Genomic DNA, 16,408 nt, shown 5'->3' with positions numbered 1-16,408 from the left:
CTGTCAACATATTGACGTGTGGCAACACGGCGGAAACAATCCTGAATCGAGAGCGCTCTCCACCACTCCCTCCCGTCTGACAGGCAGGAACATGACACCTCCGCACCGACACAACAGCCGTGGCAAGGTCATGCTGAGCGCCGTTCTCGCCGCCGTCCTGGGTGGCACCGTCGTCTCGGTCGCCTCCTCCGCCAGCGCCGCCGAGATCCCGGTCTCGCAAGGAAAACCGGCCACCGCCTCCTCCGTCGAGAGCGCCGCCTTCCCCGCCTCCGCGGCCGTCGACGGCGACGCCGGCACCCGCTGGTCCAGCACGTTCGCCGACCCGCAGTGGCTGCAGGTCGACCTGGGCAGCACCCAGTCGATCAGCCAGGTCGTGCTGAACTGGGAGGCCGCGTACGCCTCCGCCTTCACCATCCAGACCTCCACCAACGGCACCAGCTGGACCAGCATCAGCCCGGTCACCGCCGGCCAGAACGGCGTGCAGACCCTCACCGTCACCGGCAGCGGCCGGTACGTGCGGATGAACGGCACCACCCGGGCCACCCCGTACGGCTATTCGCTCTGGGAATTCCAGGTCTTCGGCACCGGCACCACCCCGGCGCTGCCCACCTCGGACACCCCGGACTTCGGCTCCAACGTGCGGATCTTCGAACCGGGCACCCCGGCGTCGACCATCCAGTCGGCCGTCGACTCGGCGTTCAACGCGCAACTGCGCAGCCCGACCGCCCAGTTCGGCGGTCAGCGCCACGTGTTCCTGTTCAAGCCGGGGACGTACGGCCGGGTCTGGGCCAACGTCGGCTTCTACACCACGATCGCCGGTCTGGGCCTCAACCCCGACGACGTGACGATCAACGGTGCGGTGAACGTGGACTCCGGCTGGAACTACGGTGACGAGTCCAACGCCACCCAGAACTTCTGGCGCAGCATGGAGAACCTGTCGATCGTGCCCGAGGGCGGCACCAACCGCTGGGCCGTCTCGCAGGCCGCCCCGATGCGCCGCGTGCACATCAAGGGCAACCTGACCCTCGCCCCGTCGAACCAGGATCACGGGCAGGGCTACTCCAGCGGCGGCTACCTGGCCGACTCGGTCGTCGACGGGGTCGTGTCCTCCGGCTCCCAGCAGCAGTGGTACACCCGCGACAGCCGGATCGGGCGCTGGGACGGCGGCGTGTGGAACATGGTGTACTCCGGTGTGCAGGGCGCCCCGGCGAACGCGTTCCCGAACCCGCCGCACACCACCCTGGCCACCACGCCGGTCACCCGGGAGAAGCCTTACCTGTACGTCGACGGCGCCGGCCTCTACCGGGTCTTCGTGCCCGCCCTGCGCCGCAACTCGGCCGGCGCCACCTGGCCGAACACGGCCGGCACCTCGATCCCGATGCGGGAGTTCTACGTCGCCAGACCCGGTGACAGCGCCGCCCGGATCAACCAGGCACTCGCCCAGGGCCTGAACCTGTTCTTCACCCCGGGCACCTACTCGCTCAACGACACCATCCGGGTCACCCGGGCCGACACCGTGGTCACCGGCATCGGCTTCCCCACCCTGATCCCGACCGGCGGGGTCGAGGCGTTCAACATCGCCGACGTGGACGGGGTCAAGGTCAGCGGCCTGACCTTCGACGCCGGCACCACCAACAGCCCGACGCTGATGACCGTCGGCCGGGCCGGCGTGCACACCGACCACGCCGCCAACCCGATCAGCCTGCAGGACGTCTTCTTCCGGATCGGCAGCAGCGTGCAGGGCAAGGCCACCACCACGCTGGTGGTGCACAGCGACGACACCATCGTCGACCACATCTGGGCGTGGCGGGCCGACCACGGCGGCGCCCCCACCGGCTGGACGGTCAACACCGGCGACACCGGCCTGATCGTCAACGGTGACGACGTGCTCGCCACCGGATTGTTCGTCGAGCACTACCAGAAGTACGAGGTGATCTGGAACGGCAACCGCGGAAAGACGATCTTCTTCCAGAACGAGAAGCCGTACGACGTACCGAATCAGGCGGCTTGGATCGGCCCCCGTGGCAACGGGTACGCCGCTTACAAGGTGGCCGACAGCGTCACCGACCACGAGCTGTGGGGCGGTGGGTCCTACTCCTACTTCAACGTCAATCCCTCGGTACGGGTGGATCGGGCCTTCGAGGTGCCGGTCCGCTCCGGGGTGCGGCTGCGCAGCATCCTGACCGTGTCACTCGGTGACGTCGGCACCATCGCCAACGTGGTCAACGACTTCGGCGGCGCCGTGCCCAACCCGGCCGGCAACACCGTCCCCCGCCAGGTCGTCTCCTACCCCTGAGCCATCCGCTGAGGGCCACCGGTGACCGGTGGCCCTCACGCCGGTCCCGGGTAGTGGCGGCGCAGGCCCGAACCGGGCATCCGGTCCGGCACCCGATCCGGCAGGAACCGCGACAGGCCGGACGGTAGGGCGCCGCCACGCGCGTACCACCCGAGGATTCGGGTTAGACAAGAACCCGGAGATGACCGCGGACCTTGAGGGAAGGATTCCGAGATGCCGAGATTCATCACCATCGGGTACGGGGACCGCGACGGTTACGACCGCACCGCCGCCGAGGTTCGTGATGCCGCGCACGCCCACGACCGGCGGATGGCGGACAGCGGGGCGATGCCGCTGGCCGGGATCGCCGGGACACCCGTGCAGGTGCGCAACCACGACGGCACCGGGGTACGCACGACGGACGGCCCTTTTCTGCGGTCGGAGCTTCCGGTGGCCGGGTTCGCCGTCATCGAGGCCGCTGACATCGACGAAGCGGTGCGTCTGGTGTCCGGCGCCCCGTGTGCGGTCGCGCAAGGTGTGGTCGAGGTGTGGCCGCTGGACTGACGATCCTTCTCAGGTCGCGGGTCCGCCGGCCGATCTGGCTCTGCGCCGGAACGGGCACACTGCTGCGAGCGGGAGGACACCGACTTGTCGGATCAGACGGTCACCACGGACGAGCTCCTGGCCGAGCTCAGGAGCCAGATCGAGGCGTACGGGCGGGGCGCGGCCACCGCCGAGTACCGCCCGGACGGCACGGTACTGCGGGCCAACGACGCGTTCGCCGAACTGGTGGGCGCCGGCCCGGCGACGATCGCCGGCGCCGAGCACAGCACGCTGATCTCGCCGGAGACGGCGGGGACCGCCGAATACGCCACCCTGTGGGAGCAGTTGCGTTCCGGCAGTGACCTCACCAACGAGTACCGCCTGCTCTGGCAGGGCAGCCGGGACCGCTGGATCCGTTCCAGCTGGGTGCCGGTGAGGAATGCGGCCGGCCAGGTCGTCAAGGTGATCGAGCACGCCCTCGACGTGACCGAGGGCAAGCGGGCCGCCGCCGACGCGGCCGGCAAGATCCAGGCGATCTCGCGGTCCCAGGCGGTGATCGAGTTCGGTCTGGACGGCACCATCCTGGACGCCAACGACAACTTCCTGCGGCTGGTCGGCTACACCCGCGAGGAGGTCGTCGGCAAGCACCACCGGATGTTCGTCTCCGCCCACGACGCGGAGTCCCCGGCGTACCGCGGATTCTGGCAGTCGCTGGGGGCCGGCGAGTTCTTCTCCGGTGAGTTCCGCCGGATCGGCCGGGGCGGGCGTGAGGTGTGGCTGCAGGCGGTCTACAACCCGATCCTGGGTGTCGACGGCAAACCGTGGAAGGTCGTCAAGTTCGCCGTCGACGTGACCGCCGCGAAGCTGGCCAACGCCGAGTTCGAGGGCAAGGTCGCGGCGATCAACAGGTCCCAGGCGGTGATCGAGTTCGATCTGGACGGCCGGATCCTGACCGCGAACGACAATTTCCTGCGTACGGTCGGCTACCAGCTGCCGGAGATCGCCGGCCGTCATCACAGCATGTTCTGCACTCCCGAGTACGCCGACTCGGCCGAGTACCGGGAGTTCTGGGCGGCGCTGCGCGGCGGCGAGTTCCGCTCCGGCCGCTTCCACCGGCACGGCAAGAACGGCCGGGACGTGTGGATCCAGTCGAGTTACAACCCGATCCTGGACCTGTCCGGCAAGCCGGTGAAGGTGGTCAAGTACGCCTACGACGTCACCGAACAGGTCCGCCTGGAACAGAAGTTGAGCGTCCCGGCATAACCGAACACCGTTTCCGGTACGGCCGGAGGAAGCGCCGGGTTCTCCCGCTTCCTCCGGCCGAACTGTTTCACCGAGCATGTCGGCCCATCCGGTGAGGCCACGGCTCCGAATCGTTGCGGGAGCATCAACGCGACGGAGGATGGTTGTCGATGGCGGAGCGCGGTACGAGCAGGAAGGCGGAGCATCTGGCCTCGGTGCCCCCGCCGGATCCGGTGGAGCAGGTGGACGCGAACGCGCTGTTACGGGCGGTCGGCCGGGGTGACGAGCAGGCGTTCGCCCGGCTCTACGACCTGGTCGCGCCTCGGGTGTACGGGCTGATCCGGCGGGTGCTGCGGGACGCGGCGCAGGCTGAGGAGGTCGCGCAGGAGGTGCTGGTGGAGGTGTGGCGGACGGCGGCCCGGTTCGATCCGGTGGCCGGGTCGGCGACGGCGTGGGTGTTCACCATCGCCCATCGGCGGGCGGTCGACCGGGTGCGGGCCGAGCAGGCGGCGGCCGCGCGGACGGTCCGGGCCGGTGCGGCGGCGCTCGACACCCCGTACGACGCGGTCGCTGACGAGGTGTCCGGGCGGCTGGAGCGCCAGCAGGTCCGGCACTGTCTGGACGACCTGACCGAGCTGCAGCGTCAGGTCATCACCATGGCCTACTACCAGGGGCACTCGTATCCGCAGGTGGCGGAGTTGCTGAAGACGCCGCTGGGCACGGTGAAGACACGGATGCGGGACGGGCTGATCCGGTTGCGTGACTGCCTGGGTGTGGGGGTGACGGCATGACCGCGGACATTCACTCGCTGGTCGGGGCGTACGTGCTGGACGCCGTCGACGACCTGGAACGGGCCGCCGTCGAGCGGCATCTGCGGGAGTGTGACGAGTGCCGGGTGGAGGTCGGCGAGTGGCGGGAGACCGCGTCCCGGCTGGCCGACGGCGCGTGGTCGGTGCCGCCGCCGGGGCTGCGCGACAGTGTGCTCGCCGCGGTGGCGACGACCCGTCAGGCGCCGGTGGTGGTGGCCCGGCAGAAAGCGCGGCGGCCCCATCGGTCGCGGTGGGTGGCGGCTGCCGCCGCGGTGGTCGCGGCGGCCGGGGCCGGCACGGCGGTCTTCGTCGTTCAGGAGCAGCGGGTACGCGATGAGCGAACCGTCGCGGAGGCGGCTCGTGACCAGGAGGCCGAGGTGCGGGGGGTGCTGGCGGCTCCCGACGTGGTGCTGCGTGATCAGGTGCTGGCCGACGGCGGCAAGGTGACCGTGGCGTATTCGCGGCTGCGGGACTCCGGTGTGCTCATGATGTCCGCGGATGCCGCGCCGACCGGCGGCCGGGTGTTCCAGTTGTGGACGGTTCGCGCTGATGTCCCGGTGTCGGAGGGGGTCCTCGCGGTAGGGGAGACGACGGTGGTGAAGGTTCTGCACGGCATGTCGTCGGCGTCGGTGGTCGGTGTGTCGGTGGAACCCGCCAATGGATCGGCGGAGCCGACACGGATGGTGGCCGATGTGAAAACGATCTGAGATCCCACCAATCCGGCACGCGGGCCGCTCCGAATCATCGGTGTAAGAGCCGATAAAGGAGAAAAAATGCGTGCAACGAAGTTCACCGCCCTGGCCGCCACCACCGTCTTCGCGTTCTCGATCGCGGCGTGCGGAAGCGACGCCGACGACGGCATGGGCAGCGGGACCCCGGCCGCGGCGCCGACGACGACCTCGGCGGCGCCCAGCGCGGCCCCCACGATGGAGGCCGACATGGTCAATTTCGGTCCGGGGTGTTCCGCGGTGCCGACCGATCCGTCGGACGCGGGCAGTTTTGAGTCGATGGGCAAGGTCCCGGTGGCCACCGCCGCCTCCGGCAACCCGCTGCTGTCCACCCTGGTCACGGCGGTGAAGAAGGCCGGCCTGGTGGACTCGCTGAACTCCGCTGACGGGGTGACCGTGTTCGCGCCCACCAACGATGCCTTCGGCAAGATCCCGAAGGCCGATCTGGACAAGGTGCTCGCTGACAAGAAGACGCTGACGAGCATCCTGACCTACCACGTGGTGCCCGGGAAGCTGACCCCGGCGGACCTGGCCGGCACCCACAAGACGCTGCAGGGTGACGAGGTGACGGTCACCGGCAGTGGTGAGGACTTCGAGGTCGGCGCCGACAAGGCGTCGGTGGTGTGCGGCAACGTGCAGACGGCCAACGCCAACGTCTACATCATCGACTCCGTCCTGATGCCGACGAGCTGATGAATCTCCGTCTGCGCGGGGCGATCTGCGGGATCGTCGCGGCGGGCTCCGGGATCGCGGCCGCGGAACTTCTCGCGGCCGTGATCCGGCCCGGGGCCGGCCCCCTGGTCGTGGTGGGCGGGTCCGTCATCGACGCCACGCCGACTCCGGTCAAGGAATTCGCGGTACGTGAGCTGGGCACCGCCGACAAACCGGTGCTGCTGGGCGCGATCGGCGTGGTGCTGATCCTGCTGGCGGCCGGCACCGGGATCGCGGCGACAAGGTGGCGGGCCGCGATCGCGGTGGGCGCCGGAGTGCTCGGTGCGGTGGGGGCGGCCGCCGCACTGACCCGGCCGGCCGGGACCGTGGCCGACGCGGTCCCGGCCGTGTTCGGGGCGGCACTGGCCGGGCTGGCCCTCTGGTGGCTGCCGCTCGAACGACACGTGACGGCCACCGGCGTACCGGAAACCGGGGTCGATCGTCGCCTGGTTCTGCGCCTGTCGCTGCTCGCGGCCGGCGCCGGGGCGGCGCAGGTGACCGGTCTGGCCGTTTCTGGACAGCGAGAGAATGCGGCCGGAAGGTCCCGGGGAGCGATCCGGCTCCCGGCCGCAGCCGACCCGGCCGCCCCACTGCCCAGCGGGATCGCCGCGGACTTCACCACCCCGAACGCCGGCTTCTACCGTGTCGACACCGCGCTGACCGTGCCTCGCATCGATCCGTCGGTGTGGCGGCTGCGCATTCACGGGATGGTCGACCGGGAGATCGAACTGACGTTCGCGGAGCTGCTGAAGCGACCGCTGATCGAACGTGACATCACCCTCAACTGCGTGTCAAACGAGGTCGGCGGCCCCTACATCGGGACCGCGCGATGGCTCGGCGTACCGCTCGGGGCTCTGTTGACGGAGGCCGGCATCCGGGCCGGAGCGGACCAGATCGTCGCCCGCTCGGCCGAGGGGATGACGATCGGCACGCCGGTCGCGACAGCCCTCGACGGCCGCGACACCATGCTCGCGGTCGGCATGAACGGCGAACCACTCCCCCTCGACCACGGTTTCCCGGTCCGGATGCTGACCCCCGGCCTGTACGGCTACGCGGGCGCCTGCAAATGGGTCACCGAACTGGAGCTGACCACTTTCGATCAGTTCGATGCTTACTGGGTCGAACGCGGCTGGGGCGCCCAGGGCATCGTGAAGACCGCGTCACGCATCGACAGACCGAAACCGTTCGCCCGGCTCACCGCCGGACCGGTGACCGTCGCCGGAGTCGCCTGGGCACAGCGCCGCGGCATCGCCACCGTCGAGGTCAGCGTCGACGGCGGCCCGTGGCGGACGGCCGAGCTGCTGCCCACCGCCTCGATCGACACCTGGACCCAGTGGCGTCTCAGCTGGCCCGCGACCAGCGGACCGCACTCCCTCGCCGTACGCGCCACCGACCGGACCGGCGCGGTCCAGACCGGGGCCCGGGCCACCCCCTTCCCGGACGGAGCGACCGGCCGGCACACGATCAGCGTCACCGTGGCCTGACCCGGCCACCGAGCCGGAGGCCGCGACCGAAGCCGGACAGTGTTTCGCAGGGAACTCCGGGACCACTACAGTGGCGCCATGACGACCGCTGCGGCGATCCATGCGTGCTGGTCGTATGACGATCACGGCGCCCTGGACGAGTACGCCAGAGAGTTCCTGCTCGCGGGGCACGCCGCGGGCGAACGGCTCTGGTATGTCCCGGGTTCTCGGCCCGGCAGCACCATCGCCGAGTGGCTCGGCGGCCTCGGCCGGGAGTCGGCACGTCCCCACCCGGTCCGGATCCTTCCGTGGCAGGGCGCCTACGCGGCCGGGCAGGTGATCGACCCGGCCGAGCAGATCGCCAGGTACACGGCCGTCACGGAGGCCGCGCTCGCCGACGGCTTCTCCGGCTTCCGGGTGGTCGCCGACGTCACGGCCCTGGTCGGCACTCCCGAGCAGCGGGACGCCTTCGCCCGCTACGAGTACGCCATCGGCCGGTACATGCGCATCGCGCCGATGCGGGCGCTGTGCACCTACGACCGGCGGGAGCTCGGCGATCGGGTGGTCGACGAACTCGCGTGCCTGCACCGGACCAGTCCCGCGAGTGCGGTGACCTTCCACCTGCACGCCGGTCCGACCAGCGACGCGACGACGCTGGACGGCGAGCTGGACATGGCCGGCGAGGACCTTCTCAGCGACGCCCTGCGGCGGACCGATCTCGAACCGGTCGGCGGCGAGGTGACAGTGGACGCCCGCGGCCTGCGGTTCATCGACCATCGATCCCTGATCGTCCTGCAGCGGTACGCCCAGGCACGGCGGATGACGGCCGTGGTCCGCACCGGCCTGGGTTCGGCGGCCCGTCAGGCCGAACTGCTCGAACTACCGAACGTACGTGTGGAGCTGGCAGCATGAGAACGGGCGCCGCAGCCGGGCACATCGGCTACTTCCACACCGCCGGGTGCTTCGGCTCGGATGACGAGCTTCTCGGCCTGGCCGTACCGTTCCTGCTGGGCGGGGTGGCCAGCGGCGAACCCAGTGTGGTCGCGCTCAACGAACGCAACACCGAACTGGTGCGGTCCGCGTTGCCGGCCGGAGCCCTCGTCACCTACCTGCCGGACGACGCGGTCTACGGCCGGCCCGCCGCGGCGATCCGGTCGTACCAGAAACTCCTGGCCGGCCACCTGGCCGCCGGCGCGTCGCAGATCCGCATCTTCGGCGAGCTGACCACGGTCACCCAGAACGTGACCTGGGACTGGTGGGCCCGGTACGAATCAGCCATCAATCTCGCGTACGACGAGTATCCGCTCTGGAGCATCTGCGCCTATGACACGCGCGTGACTCCGCCCGGTGCCCTGGCCGACGTCATGCGCACGCATCCGCGCACGGCGGTCCAGGGCGGGCGGCACCTGCTCAACGCCGGATTCACCGATCCGCACGTCTTCCTGAGCCGGCAGCGTCCGGCGTCCCCGGACCCGGTCCAGAGCGGTGAGCCGTCCGCCGAACTGGTCGACCCGACCCTGTCCGAGGCCCGTGGGGCGGTGCGCGCGGCCGACCGTGGCCAGATACCGGTCGAGCAGGTGGACGATTTCGTCGTGGCGGTCAGCGAGGCGGTCGCCAACGCCCAGCGGCACGGGGTCGGCCCGGTCCGGCTGCGGCTGTGGGGTGGCGCCGATCGGCTCGTCGCGACGGTCACCGACGCCGGGACCGGCCCGAAGGATCCGTTCGCCGGTCTGCTGCCCGCCGGTGACGGCACCAACGGCGGCCTCGGCCTGTGGATCGCTCACCAGTCCTGCGACCACGTCACCCTGGACCGGAGCGCCGACGGTTTCACGATCCGGCTGACCGCCGGCAACGCCCACCACTGACCACCGGCCGGGGTCAGTGGGATTCACGGGAGACGTGCGGGCCGCCGGCGCCCTGGAGGAAGTCGCAGTCGGCTCCGGTGTCGGCCTGGGTGACCGTGTCGACGTAGAGGCGTTCCCAGCCGCGCGGTGGTGTGGCGTAGGCCTTCGCCGCCTCGGGGGACGGCTCTCGGGCGGCCCACTCGTCGGCGGGGACGTCGGCGTCCAGGCGGCGGGCCGGGACGTCCAGGAGGATCATGTCTCCGGTGCGGACCTTGGCCAGCGGGCCACCGGCCGCGGACTCCGGGGCGACGTGCAGGACCACCGTGCCGTACGCCGTGCCGGACATCCGCCCGTCGCAGATCCGGACCATGTCGCGGACGCCGAGTTCCAGCAGTTTCGCCGGCAGTGGCATGTTGGCGACCTCCGGCATGCCCGGATAGCCCTTGGGCCCGCAACCGCGCAGGATCAGCACCGAGTCGGCCGTGACGTCGAGATCCGGGTGGTCGAGGCGGGCGTTCAGGTCCTCGACCGAGTCGAACACCACCGCCGGGCCACGGTGCCGCAGCAGGTGCGGGGAGGCCGCGGCGGGTTTGACGACCGCCCCGTCCGGCGCCAGGTTGCCGTAGAGGACGGCGATCCCGGCGTGCGGCCGTAGCGGTTCGGCGCGGGGGCGGATCACCTCCCGGTCGTAGACGCGCGCGTCGCCGAGATGATCGGTCAGGGGGCGGCCGGTGACCGTGATCGCGGCCGGGTCGAGCAGGTCGCGCACTTCGGCGAGGACGGCGTGCAGGCCGCCGGCCCGGAACAGGTCGTCCATCAGGAAGCGGCCGGCCGGGAGCAGGTCGACGAGCAGGGGCACGGCCGCACCCGTACGGTCGAAGTCGTCCTGGGAGAGAGGGACGCCGAGCCGCCCGGCGATGGCGAGCAGGTGCACGACCGCGTTGGTGGAACCGCCCAGAGCCGCCAGGGCGACGATGGCGTTGAGGAACGAGCCTCGGGTCATCACCTGGCTGGGGCGGCGGTCGGCGTCGACCAGTTCGACGGCGAGGATGCCGGTGGCGTGCGCGGATTCGAGCAGGCGGCTGTCGGGGGCGGGGGTGCCGGCCACTCCGGGCAGGGTCATGCCGAGGACTTCGGCGAGCAGGCCCATGGTGGAGGCGGTGCCCATCGTGTTGCAGTGGCCCCGGCTGCGGATCATCGAACCTTCGGAGCGCTGGAATTCGGTGTTGGTGAGGGTGCCGGCGCGTACTTCCTCGGACAGTTTCCACACGTCGGTGCCGCAGCCGAGGGGCACGCCCCGGAAGGTGCCGGTGAGCATCGGGCCGCCGGGCATCACCACGGCCGGCAGGTCGACCGAGGCGGCGCCCATCAGCAGGGCGGGGATGGTCTTGTCGCAGCCGCCGAGCAGGACGACGCCGTCGATCGGGTTGGCGCGCAGCATCTCCTCGATGGCCATCGCGGCCATGTTGCGCCACAGCATCGCGGTGGGCCGCACTTGAGTCTCGCCGAGGGACACGACGGGCAGGTTCAGGGGGATGCCGCCGGCCCGGTGCACGCCGTCGGCGACGCTGCGGGCGACCTCGTCGAGGTGGGCGTTGCACGGGGTGAGGTCGGAGGCGGTGTTGGCGATGGCGATGTGCGGCCGCCCGTCGAAGGCGTCGGCGGGCAGCCCGCGCCGCATCCAGGCCCGATGGATGTAGCTGTTCCGGTCGTCACCGGCGTACCACTGCGCACTGCGTCGCATCGTCCACCTCCGGTATCACTACAATTTCGTAAGTGTGAATGAGTTGACAAGCCGTCCGGCGACTGAAGGCACTTACCACCTCGGCGAGGGCCCCCTCTGGGACGCCGCCCGGCAGCGGCTGCTGTGGGTCGACATCATGGCCGGCGACGTGCACGAGGGCCGGCTGGCCGGGGACCGGATCGAGCCGGTCGGGACCTGGTCGTTCGAGCAGAGCGTGGGTGCCGTCGCGGTGGCCGAGGACGGCGATCTGCTGGTGGCCGAGAAGGAGACGCTGACCCGGGTGGCCACCGACGGAAGCCGGACACATCTGGCCCGGATTCTGCCGGCGGGCTCGCCGGGTCGGTTGAACGACGGGGCGGTCGACCCGTCCGGCCGGTTCCTGATCGGCAGCCTGGGCAACGACCGGGAGGTGCTGGTCCGGTTCGAGGGCGGCGGCTGCGTCACGATCGATGACGACCTGACGCTGTCCAACGGGCTGGCCTGGAGTCCGTCCGGTGACCGTTTCTACAGCGTGGACACCATGACCCGGACGATTTTCGTACGGGACTATCCGGCCGGCGAACGCAGCGTGTTGTGCACCGTCGACGACGGCTACCCGGACGGCCTCTGTGTGGACGCCGCCGGAAACCTGTGGGTGGCGGTCTGGGGCGGGGGCCGTGTCGAGTGCCGCAGCCCCGAAGGAGTGCTGCTCACGACGGTCGGGGTGGACGCCCCGCACACGTCCAGTGTCACGTTCGCCGGGCCGGAGCTGGACCTGCTGGTGATCACCACGGCCACCCAGGACATGTCCCCGGCCGAGCTGGCCGAGCGCCCGTCGTCCGGCCGGCTGTTCACCGCGCGGGTGGGGGTGGCCGGGCTTCGTGCCCCGTACTGGCAACCGGGTCTTTGATCTCATCCTTTGACCGCCCCGGCGGTGAGGCCTTCGGTGAGGTAGCGCTGGCCGAACGCGTACATGATCACGACGGGCAGGCTGACCAGCAGTGACGCGGCGGCGAGCTGTCCCTGGGGCACGACGTCGCCGGCGATCATCGACTGCATGCCGACCGGGAGGGTCTTGTACTCGTCCTTGGTGATGAACACGAAGGCGAACAGGAACTCGTTCCAGGCGTTGGTCAGGGTGAACAGGGCGACCGCGAGCAGGCCCGGTTTGGCCAGCGGCAGCACCACCTTGCGGAACGCCTGGAAGCGGGTGCCGCCGTCGACCAGCGCCGCCTCCTCCAGGTCGACCGGGATCGACGCGAAGTAGCCGGTCAGCAGCCAGGTCGCGAACGGCAGTGTGAACGTCGGGTAGGTGAGCACCAGCGACCACAGCGAGTCGGTGAGCCGGGTCTGGATGAGCAGCTGGTAGAGCGGGATGAACAGCAGCGCCCCGGGCATCACGTAGGTGAGCAGGATCGTCACGGTGAAGCCCTGCGCGCCGCGGAACCGCAGCCGGGCCAGGGCGTAACCGCCGAGGGCCGCGCAGACCAGGGCGACGGTGGTGGACGCGGCCGACACCATGACGGTGTTGAGGTACCAGCTGCCGAACGGCTGGTCGGTGAAGAGGGCGCCGAACTGTTCCAGCGTCCACGGGGTGGGCCACAGGTCGTTGTCGCGCATCACCACCTGGGTGTCGGATTTGAACGCGGTGACCGCGATCCAGTACATCGGGCCGAGCACGAAGGCGAGCAGGCCGGCCAGGGCCAGATAGGTCACCCGGCCGATCGTGACGGCCAGCAGCAGGATCACCGCGAGCACCACCGCGGCCTTCCAGAAGAACTCCGGTGACGCCCACAGCAGCAGGCCGGTGATCACGACGGTGGCCGCCTGGGGCAGGCCCTTGACCGTGATCTCCTCCCGGCGCAGCAGCCGGACCAGGAAGAACACCAGCCCGGCGATGATCGGCAGCATGACCAGGGTGACCGCGGCGCCGGCGCCGTACTGCAGTTGCAGGATGGCCTTGGAGTAGGCGACCAGCACGTACGGCGCGGTCACGTCGCCCGGGCCGCCCTGGGTGAGCAGCCAGATCAGGTCGAAGTTGTTGAACGTCCAGATCGACGACAGGGTGACCGTCACGGTGATCACGTGCCGGAGTCCGGGCAGGGTGATGTGCCGGAACAGCTGGAAGGTGGAGGCGCCGTCGATGGTGGCGGCCTCGTACAGCTCGGTGGGGATGGCCTTGAGCCCGGCGAGGAAGCAGACGGTGAAGAACGGCACCCCCTTCCACACGTTGACCAGGATCACCGACGGCATGGCCAGGCCCGGATCGGACAGCCAGCCGGCCGGCCAGCTGTCCACCAGGTGCAGGCTCGCCAGCAGCGGGCCGATGCCGGAGCTGGTCAGCAGGGTGTTGACGCTGCCGAAGATCGGGTCGAGCAGGGCGCGCCAGCTGAACGCGGTGACCACCGTCGGCACCACCCACGGCACCAGCAGCAGGCCGGTCAGCAGGGCGCGCCCGCGCCGGATCCGGTGCAGGAGCAGGGCCGCGGCCAGACCCAGGACGACCTTGAAGATCTCCGCGTACGCGGTGAAGACGAACGAGTTGACCACGCCGGTCCGGAACTGCTGGTCCCCGGGCAGGGCGAGGTAGTTGTCCAGTCCGACGAAGACGCTCTCCGCGCCGTGCCGCTCGGTGGTGCTGGTGATCATCGACTGGACGATCGGCACCAGCACGAGGGCGCCGACGAGCAGGGCGGTGGGCGCCAGGAACAGCGCCGCGAGCCGCCAGTCCCGGCCCAGCCGCGGATGTCTCACTGGGGCAGCCCCTGCTGGGTGAAGATCTGCACCATCTTGGCGTGCGCGTCCTTGACCGCCTGCGCGGGTGCCGCACCCTGCACGACCTGCTGCATCATGTCGGTCATCACGTAGGCGGCGACGACCGCCTGCTGTCCGGCGCTGGCCTTCTGCGGGAAGGACAGGCCGTTCCTGGTCCGCAGGGGCAGCGGCTGCTGGGACATGGTGCGCAGCATCGGGAAGGCCGGGTCGCCGCCGGCGAAGAACGGGTCGGCGTCCCACACCTTCTCCCAGGCGGGCATGGCCAGGCCGGGGGCCTCCTTGGCCACGCCGACCAGGGCGGGCGCGGTGATCAGGTACTGGGCGAGCAGGCGGGCCAGTTGGCCGTTCCTGGCGCCCTTGAACACCACGAAGCCCTGGGACTGGCCGAGCAGCAGGGACTTGTCGGTGGCCGGGCCGACGCAGTCGGAGAAGACGTGGGTGTTGGCGTACACCGGATTCTTCTTGGTCTTGGAGTCGGCGTAGACGCTGAAGCTGTTGCGGGTGTAGCCGAGCACGCCGGCCAGCCAGTTCTCGTTGTTGCTGGTGTCGGTCCAGCTGTCCACACCGGGCGGCAGCATCGGTTGGTACCTGGGGTTGGTGTAGAGGTCGCCGAGGAAGGTGACGGCCTGCACGGTCTCCGGGCTGTCGAAGGTGACCTTGCGGCCGTCGTTGGAGGCGATCGCCCCGCCGTACGCGTTGATCAGCGCTTCGATCATGCCGTTGCCGTCGCCGGATCGGTTGATCATCATGCCCCAGCCGTAACGGCGTCTGCCCGGGTCGGAGATCGCCAGGCAGACGTCGCGCAGCTCCTCCCAGCTGTAGACGTCCTTCGGGGTGATGCCCGACTCCAGCATCCAGTCCTTGCGCAGGAACGAGCCGATGCCGATGAAGTGGTACGGGATGGCGAACCATCTACCGTCGAAGACGCAGAAGTTCTTGGCCTCGGCGCAGGGTTCGCCGTACGCGGCGGTCAGTGCGGTGACCACCTCGGTCACGTCCTCCAGGTCGCCGAGGGCGTGGAACTGGGCGACGAACCGTGAGTCGGTCATGAACGCCATGTCCCGGGCCACCCCGCCCTCCACCTCGGCGTGGATCTTCGCGACCACGTCGCCGGCGTCCGCCTGCACCAGGCTGTTCTCCACGGTGGTGCCGGTGGCCTGGGCGAATTTGCGGATCGAGGCGTCGAGTGCGTCGTTGGCCGCCGTCGAGTAGAGCTTCTGTGACAGCAGGCCCATGGTGGAGCCCTTCAGGGCGGTGGCGGCGTCGAGGAGTTCCTTCGGCACCTCCGCCGCGGCCGTGGGCGGTGTGTCGGAGCCTCCGCCGCAGGCGGCCAGTCCGGCCGCGCCGAGGATCCCGGCGCCCATTCCCAGGAAGTTGCGTCTCTCCATATCGGCTCACCCCTTTGTTCGAGATTTCGAACGTGGTTCGATATACCGAACCAGGTGGACGCGACGCTAGGGCAGAGCGGAGAGGGGTGTCAATGTCTCTATCGCGTTGTGGCGCGGAAGCCCATTCGTTCCGAGAGCGCGGCAGCGCCCTCGCGCACCAGCGCGGTCCATTCCCCCGGCGACTGCGGGGTCCAGCGGATGATCGGAGCCGACACGCTCATCGCCGCGACGACCGCGCCGGAATGGTCCCGGACCGCGGCGGCCACACAGCGCATCGCGGTGTCCGACTCGCCGACGTCCTCGGCGACACCGTCCGCGCGGACCCGCTCCAGCAGCTCGCGCAGCCGGTCCGGGTCGGTCACGCTGGCCGGCGTCATACCCGGCAGCGGACCCTTCGCCAGTACGGCGTCCAGCCCCACCCGGTCCAGCCCGGCCAGCAGGACCTTGCCGACCGCCGTGCAGTTCGCGGGCAGCCGGCGCCCCACCGCCGACACCATCCGGACCGGGTGCGTGCTGTCCACCTTGACCAGATAGACCACGTCGGCGCCGTCCAGCACCGCCACATGCACCGCCTCGTCGCAGGCCGACGCCACCTCACGCGCCACCGGCTGCGCCTCCCGGACCAGATCGAGCCGGCCGGCGAACGCCGAACCCAGCTGGAACAGCGGCATGCCCAGCCGATACCGCACCGGCTGGCCGGGAACCACGATCAGGTACGCCCGCTCCACCAGCGTGACCAGCAACTCGTGCACGGTGGTCCGGGGCAGGTCGAGCCGCTCGGTCACCTCACGGGCGGACAGCTCCGGCCGGTCCAGGAACAGTTCGAGGATGTCCAGCGCGCGGATCACAGCCGGTACCACACGGGCCACGTCGATAGTCCTTTCGGAGGTCACATGCCGACATCCCT

14 protein-coding genes are annotated in these 16,408 nt (G+C 70.2%); 10 read left to right on the top strand and 4 right to left on the bottom strand.

All coding sequences use genetic code 11. The annotated features are described in order from the left end of the window. Positions 1 to 130: 130 nt before the first annotated feature. The 9 genes from ACQ0O7_RS26015 to ACQ0O7_RS25975 all read left to right on the top strand — a co-directional run bounded on the left by ACQ0O7_RS26015 (position 131) and on the right by ACQ0O7_RS25975 (position 9,636). A complete protein-coding gene (locus tag ACQ0O7_RS26015) occupies positions 131 to 2,296 on the top strand; it encodes a discoidin domain-containing protein (protein ID WP_430785219.1) in 2,166 nt (721 codons plus the stop codon). A 213-nt stretch (positions 2,297 to 2,509) separates the two neighbouring features. Further along, the gene (locus tag ACQ0O7_RS26010; protein ID WP_430785217.1) at positions 2,510 to 2,839 is read left to right on the top strand and encodes a YciI family protein; all 330 of its coding nucleotides are present in this window, start codon (positions 2,510 to 2,512) and stop codon (positions 2,837 to 2,839) included. 84 nt (positions 2,840 to 2,923) lie between these two features. After that, the gene (locus tag ACQ0O7_RS26005; protein WP_430785215.1) at positions 2,924 to 4,081 is read left to right on the top strand and encodes a PAS domain-containing protein; all 1,158 of its coding nucleotides are present in this window, start codon (positions 2,924 to 2,926) and stop codon (positions 4,079 to 4,081) included. Between the two features lie 149 nt (positions 4,082 to 4,230). Further along, positions 4,231 to 4,851: an ECF RNA polymerase sigma factor SigK gene (gene sigK, locus ACQ0O7_RS26000; protein ID WP_430785213.1), complete on the top strand. Its 621-nt coding sequence runs from the start codon at positions 4,231 to 4,233 to the stop codon at positions 4,849 to 4,851. Next, the gene (locus ACQ0O7_RS25995) at positions 4,848 to 5,576 is read left to right on the top strand and encodes an anti-sigma factor (RefSeq protein ID WP_430785211.1); all 729 of its coding nucleotides are present in this window, start codon (positions 4,848 to 4,850) and stop codon (positions 5,574 to 5,576) included. The genes sigK and ACQ0O7_RS25995 overlap by 4 nt, the downstream gene beginning before the upstream one ends. A 66-nt stretch (positions 5,577 to 5,642) precedes the next feature. Next, positions 5,643 to 6,290, top strand: a complete 648-nt coding sequence (locus ACQ0O7_RS25990) for a fasciclin domain-containing protein (RefSeq protein ID WP_430785209.1) — start codon at positions 5,643 to 5,645, stop codon at positions 6,288 to 6,290. After that, complete coding sequence (locus ACQ0O7_RS25985; protein ID WP_430785207.1) at positions 6,290 to 7,792, top strand: molybdopterin-dependent oxidoreductase; 1,503 nt, start codon at positions 6,290 to 6,292, stop codon at positions 7,790 to 7,792. Before ACQ0O7_RS25990 ends, ACQ0O7_RS25985 begins: the two co-directional genes overlap by 1 nt. A gap of 78 nt (positions 7,793 to 7,870) precedes the next feature. After that, a complete protein-coding gene (locus tag ACQ0O7_RS25980) occupies positions 7,871 to 8,683 on the top strand; it encodes an MEDS domain-containing protein (RefSeq protein WP_430785205.1) in 813 nt (270 codons plus the stop codon). Further along, positions 8,680 to 9,636, top strand: a complete 957-nt coding sequence (locus ACQ0O7_RS25975) for an anti-sigma factor RsbA family regulatory protein (protein ID WP_430785203.1) — start codon at positions 8,680 to 8,682, stop codon at positions 9,634 to 9,636. The genes ACQ0O7_RS25980 and ACQ0O7_RS25975 overlap by 4 nt, the downstream gene beginning before the upstream one ends. Positions 9,637 to 9,649: 13 nt before the next feature. Here ACQ0O7_RS25975 and ACQ0O7_RS25970 read toward each other — a convergent pair whose 3' ends face one another. Then, on the bottom strand, positions 9,650 to 11,359 hold the full coding sequence (locus ACQ0O7_RS25970) for a dihydroxy-acid dehydratase (protein ID WP_430785201.1): 1,710 nt from the start codon (positions 11,357 to 11,359) through the stop codon (positions 9,650 to 9,652). A gap of 34 nt (positions 11,360 to 11,393) precedes the next feature. Between ACQ0O7_RS25970 and ACQ0O7_RS25965 the strand changes: the two genes are divergently transcribed. After that, positions 11,394 to 12,248, top strand: coding sequence for an SMP-30/gluconolactonase/LRE family protein (locus ACQ0O7_RS25965; protein ID WP_430785199.1), 855 nt, complete (start codon positions 11,394 to 11,396; stop codon positions 12,246 to 12,248). 2 nt (positions 12,249 to 12,250) lie between these two features. On the opposite strand, the gene ACQ0O7_RS25960 is transcribed toward ACQ0O7_RS25965, so the two are convergent. The 3 genes from ACQ0O7_RS25960 to ACQ0O7_RS25950 form a co-directional block, all read right to left on the bottom strand. Then, entirely contained in the window at positions 12,251 to 14,092 is a 1,842-nt protein-coding gene (locus ACQ0O7_RS25960; RefSeq protein ID WP_430785197.1) for an ABC transporter permease subunit, read from the bottom strand. Beyond that, the gene (locus ACQ0O7_RS25955; RefSeq protein WP_430785195.1) at positions 14,089 to 15,501 is read right to left on the bottom strand and encodes an extracellular solute-binding protein; all 1,413 of its coding nucleotides are present in this window, start codon (positions 15,499 to 15,501) and stop codon (positions 14,089 to 14,091) included. The genes ACQ0O7_RS25960 and ACQ0O7_RS25955 overlap by 4 nt, the downstream gene beginning before the upstream one ends. A gap of 98 nt (positions 15,502 to 15,599) precedes the next feature. Beyond that, positions 15,600 to 16,370: an IclR family transcriptional regulator gene (locus ACQ0O7_RS25950; protein ID WP_430785193.1), complete on the bottom strand. Its 771-nt coding sequence runs from the start codon at positions 16,368 to 16,370 to the stop codon at positions 15,600 to 15,602. Positions 16,371 to 16,408 lie beyond the last annotated feature (38 nt).

The sequence above is a fragment of the Actinoplanes sp. G11-F43 genome (assembly GCF_050589265.1).
In the GTDB taxonomy this organism is placed as follows: Bacteria; Actinomycetota; Actinomycetes; order Mycobacteriales; family Micromonosporaceae; genus Actinoplanes.
The sequence above is the reverse complement of the archived record's forward strand: the minus strand, read 5'-3'. Positions and strand labels throughout refer to the sequence as shown.

Excerpts from the sequence above, each read along its gene's own strand:
- ACQ0O7_RS25955 (WP_430785195.1), bottom strand. The coding sequence starts at position 15,501 with ATGGAGAGACGCAACTTCCTGGGAATGGGCGCCGGGATCCTCGGCGCG.
- ACQ0O7_RS25985 (WP_430785207.1), top strand. The coding sequence starts at position 6,290 with ATGAATCTCCGTCTGCGCGGGGCGATCTGCGGGATCGTCGCGGCGGGC.
- ACQ0O7_RS25995 (WP_430785211.1), top strand. The coding sequence starts at position 4,848 with ATGACCGCGGACATTCACTCGCTGGTCGGGGCGTACGTGCTGGACGCC.
- ACQ0O7_RS26015 (WP_430785219.1), top strand. The coding sequence starts at position 131 with ATGCTGAGCGCCGTTCTCGCCGCCGTCCTGGGTGGCACCGTCGTCTCG.
- ACQ0O7_RS25990 (WP_430785209.1), top strand. The coding sequence starts at position 5,643 with ATGCGTGCAACGAAGTTCACCGCCCTGGCCGCCACCACCGTCTTCGCG.
- ACQ0O7_RS25980 (WP_430785205.1), top strand. The coding sequence starts at position 7,871 with ATGACGACCGCTGCGGCGATCCATGCGTGCTGGTCGTATGACGATCAC.
- sigK (WP_430785213.1), top strand. The coding sequence starts at position 4,231 with ATGGCGGAGCGCGGTACGAGCAGGAAGGCGGAGCATCTGGCCTCGGTG.
- ACQ0O7_RS26010 (WP_430785217.1), top strand. The coding sequence starts at position 2,510 with ATGCCGAGATTCATCACCATCGGGTACGGGGACCGCGACGGTTACGAC.
- ACQ0O7_RS25970 (WP_430785201.1), bottom strand. The coding sequence starts at position 11,359 with ATGCGACGCAGTGCGCAGTGGTACGCCGGTGACGACCGGAACAGCTAC.
- ACQ0O7_RS25975 (WP_430785203.1), top strand. The coding sequence starts at position 8,680 with ATGAGAACGGGCGCCGCAGCCGGGCACATCGGCTACTTCCACACCGCC.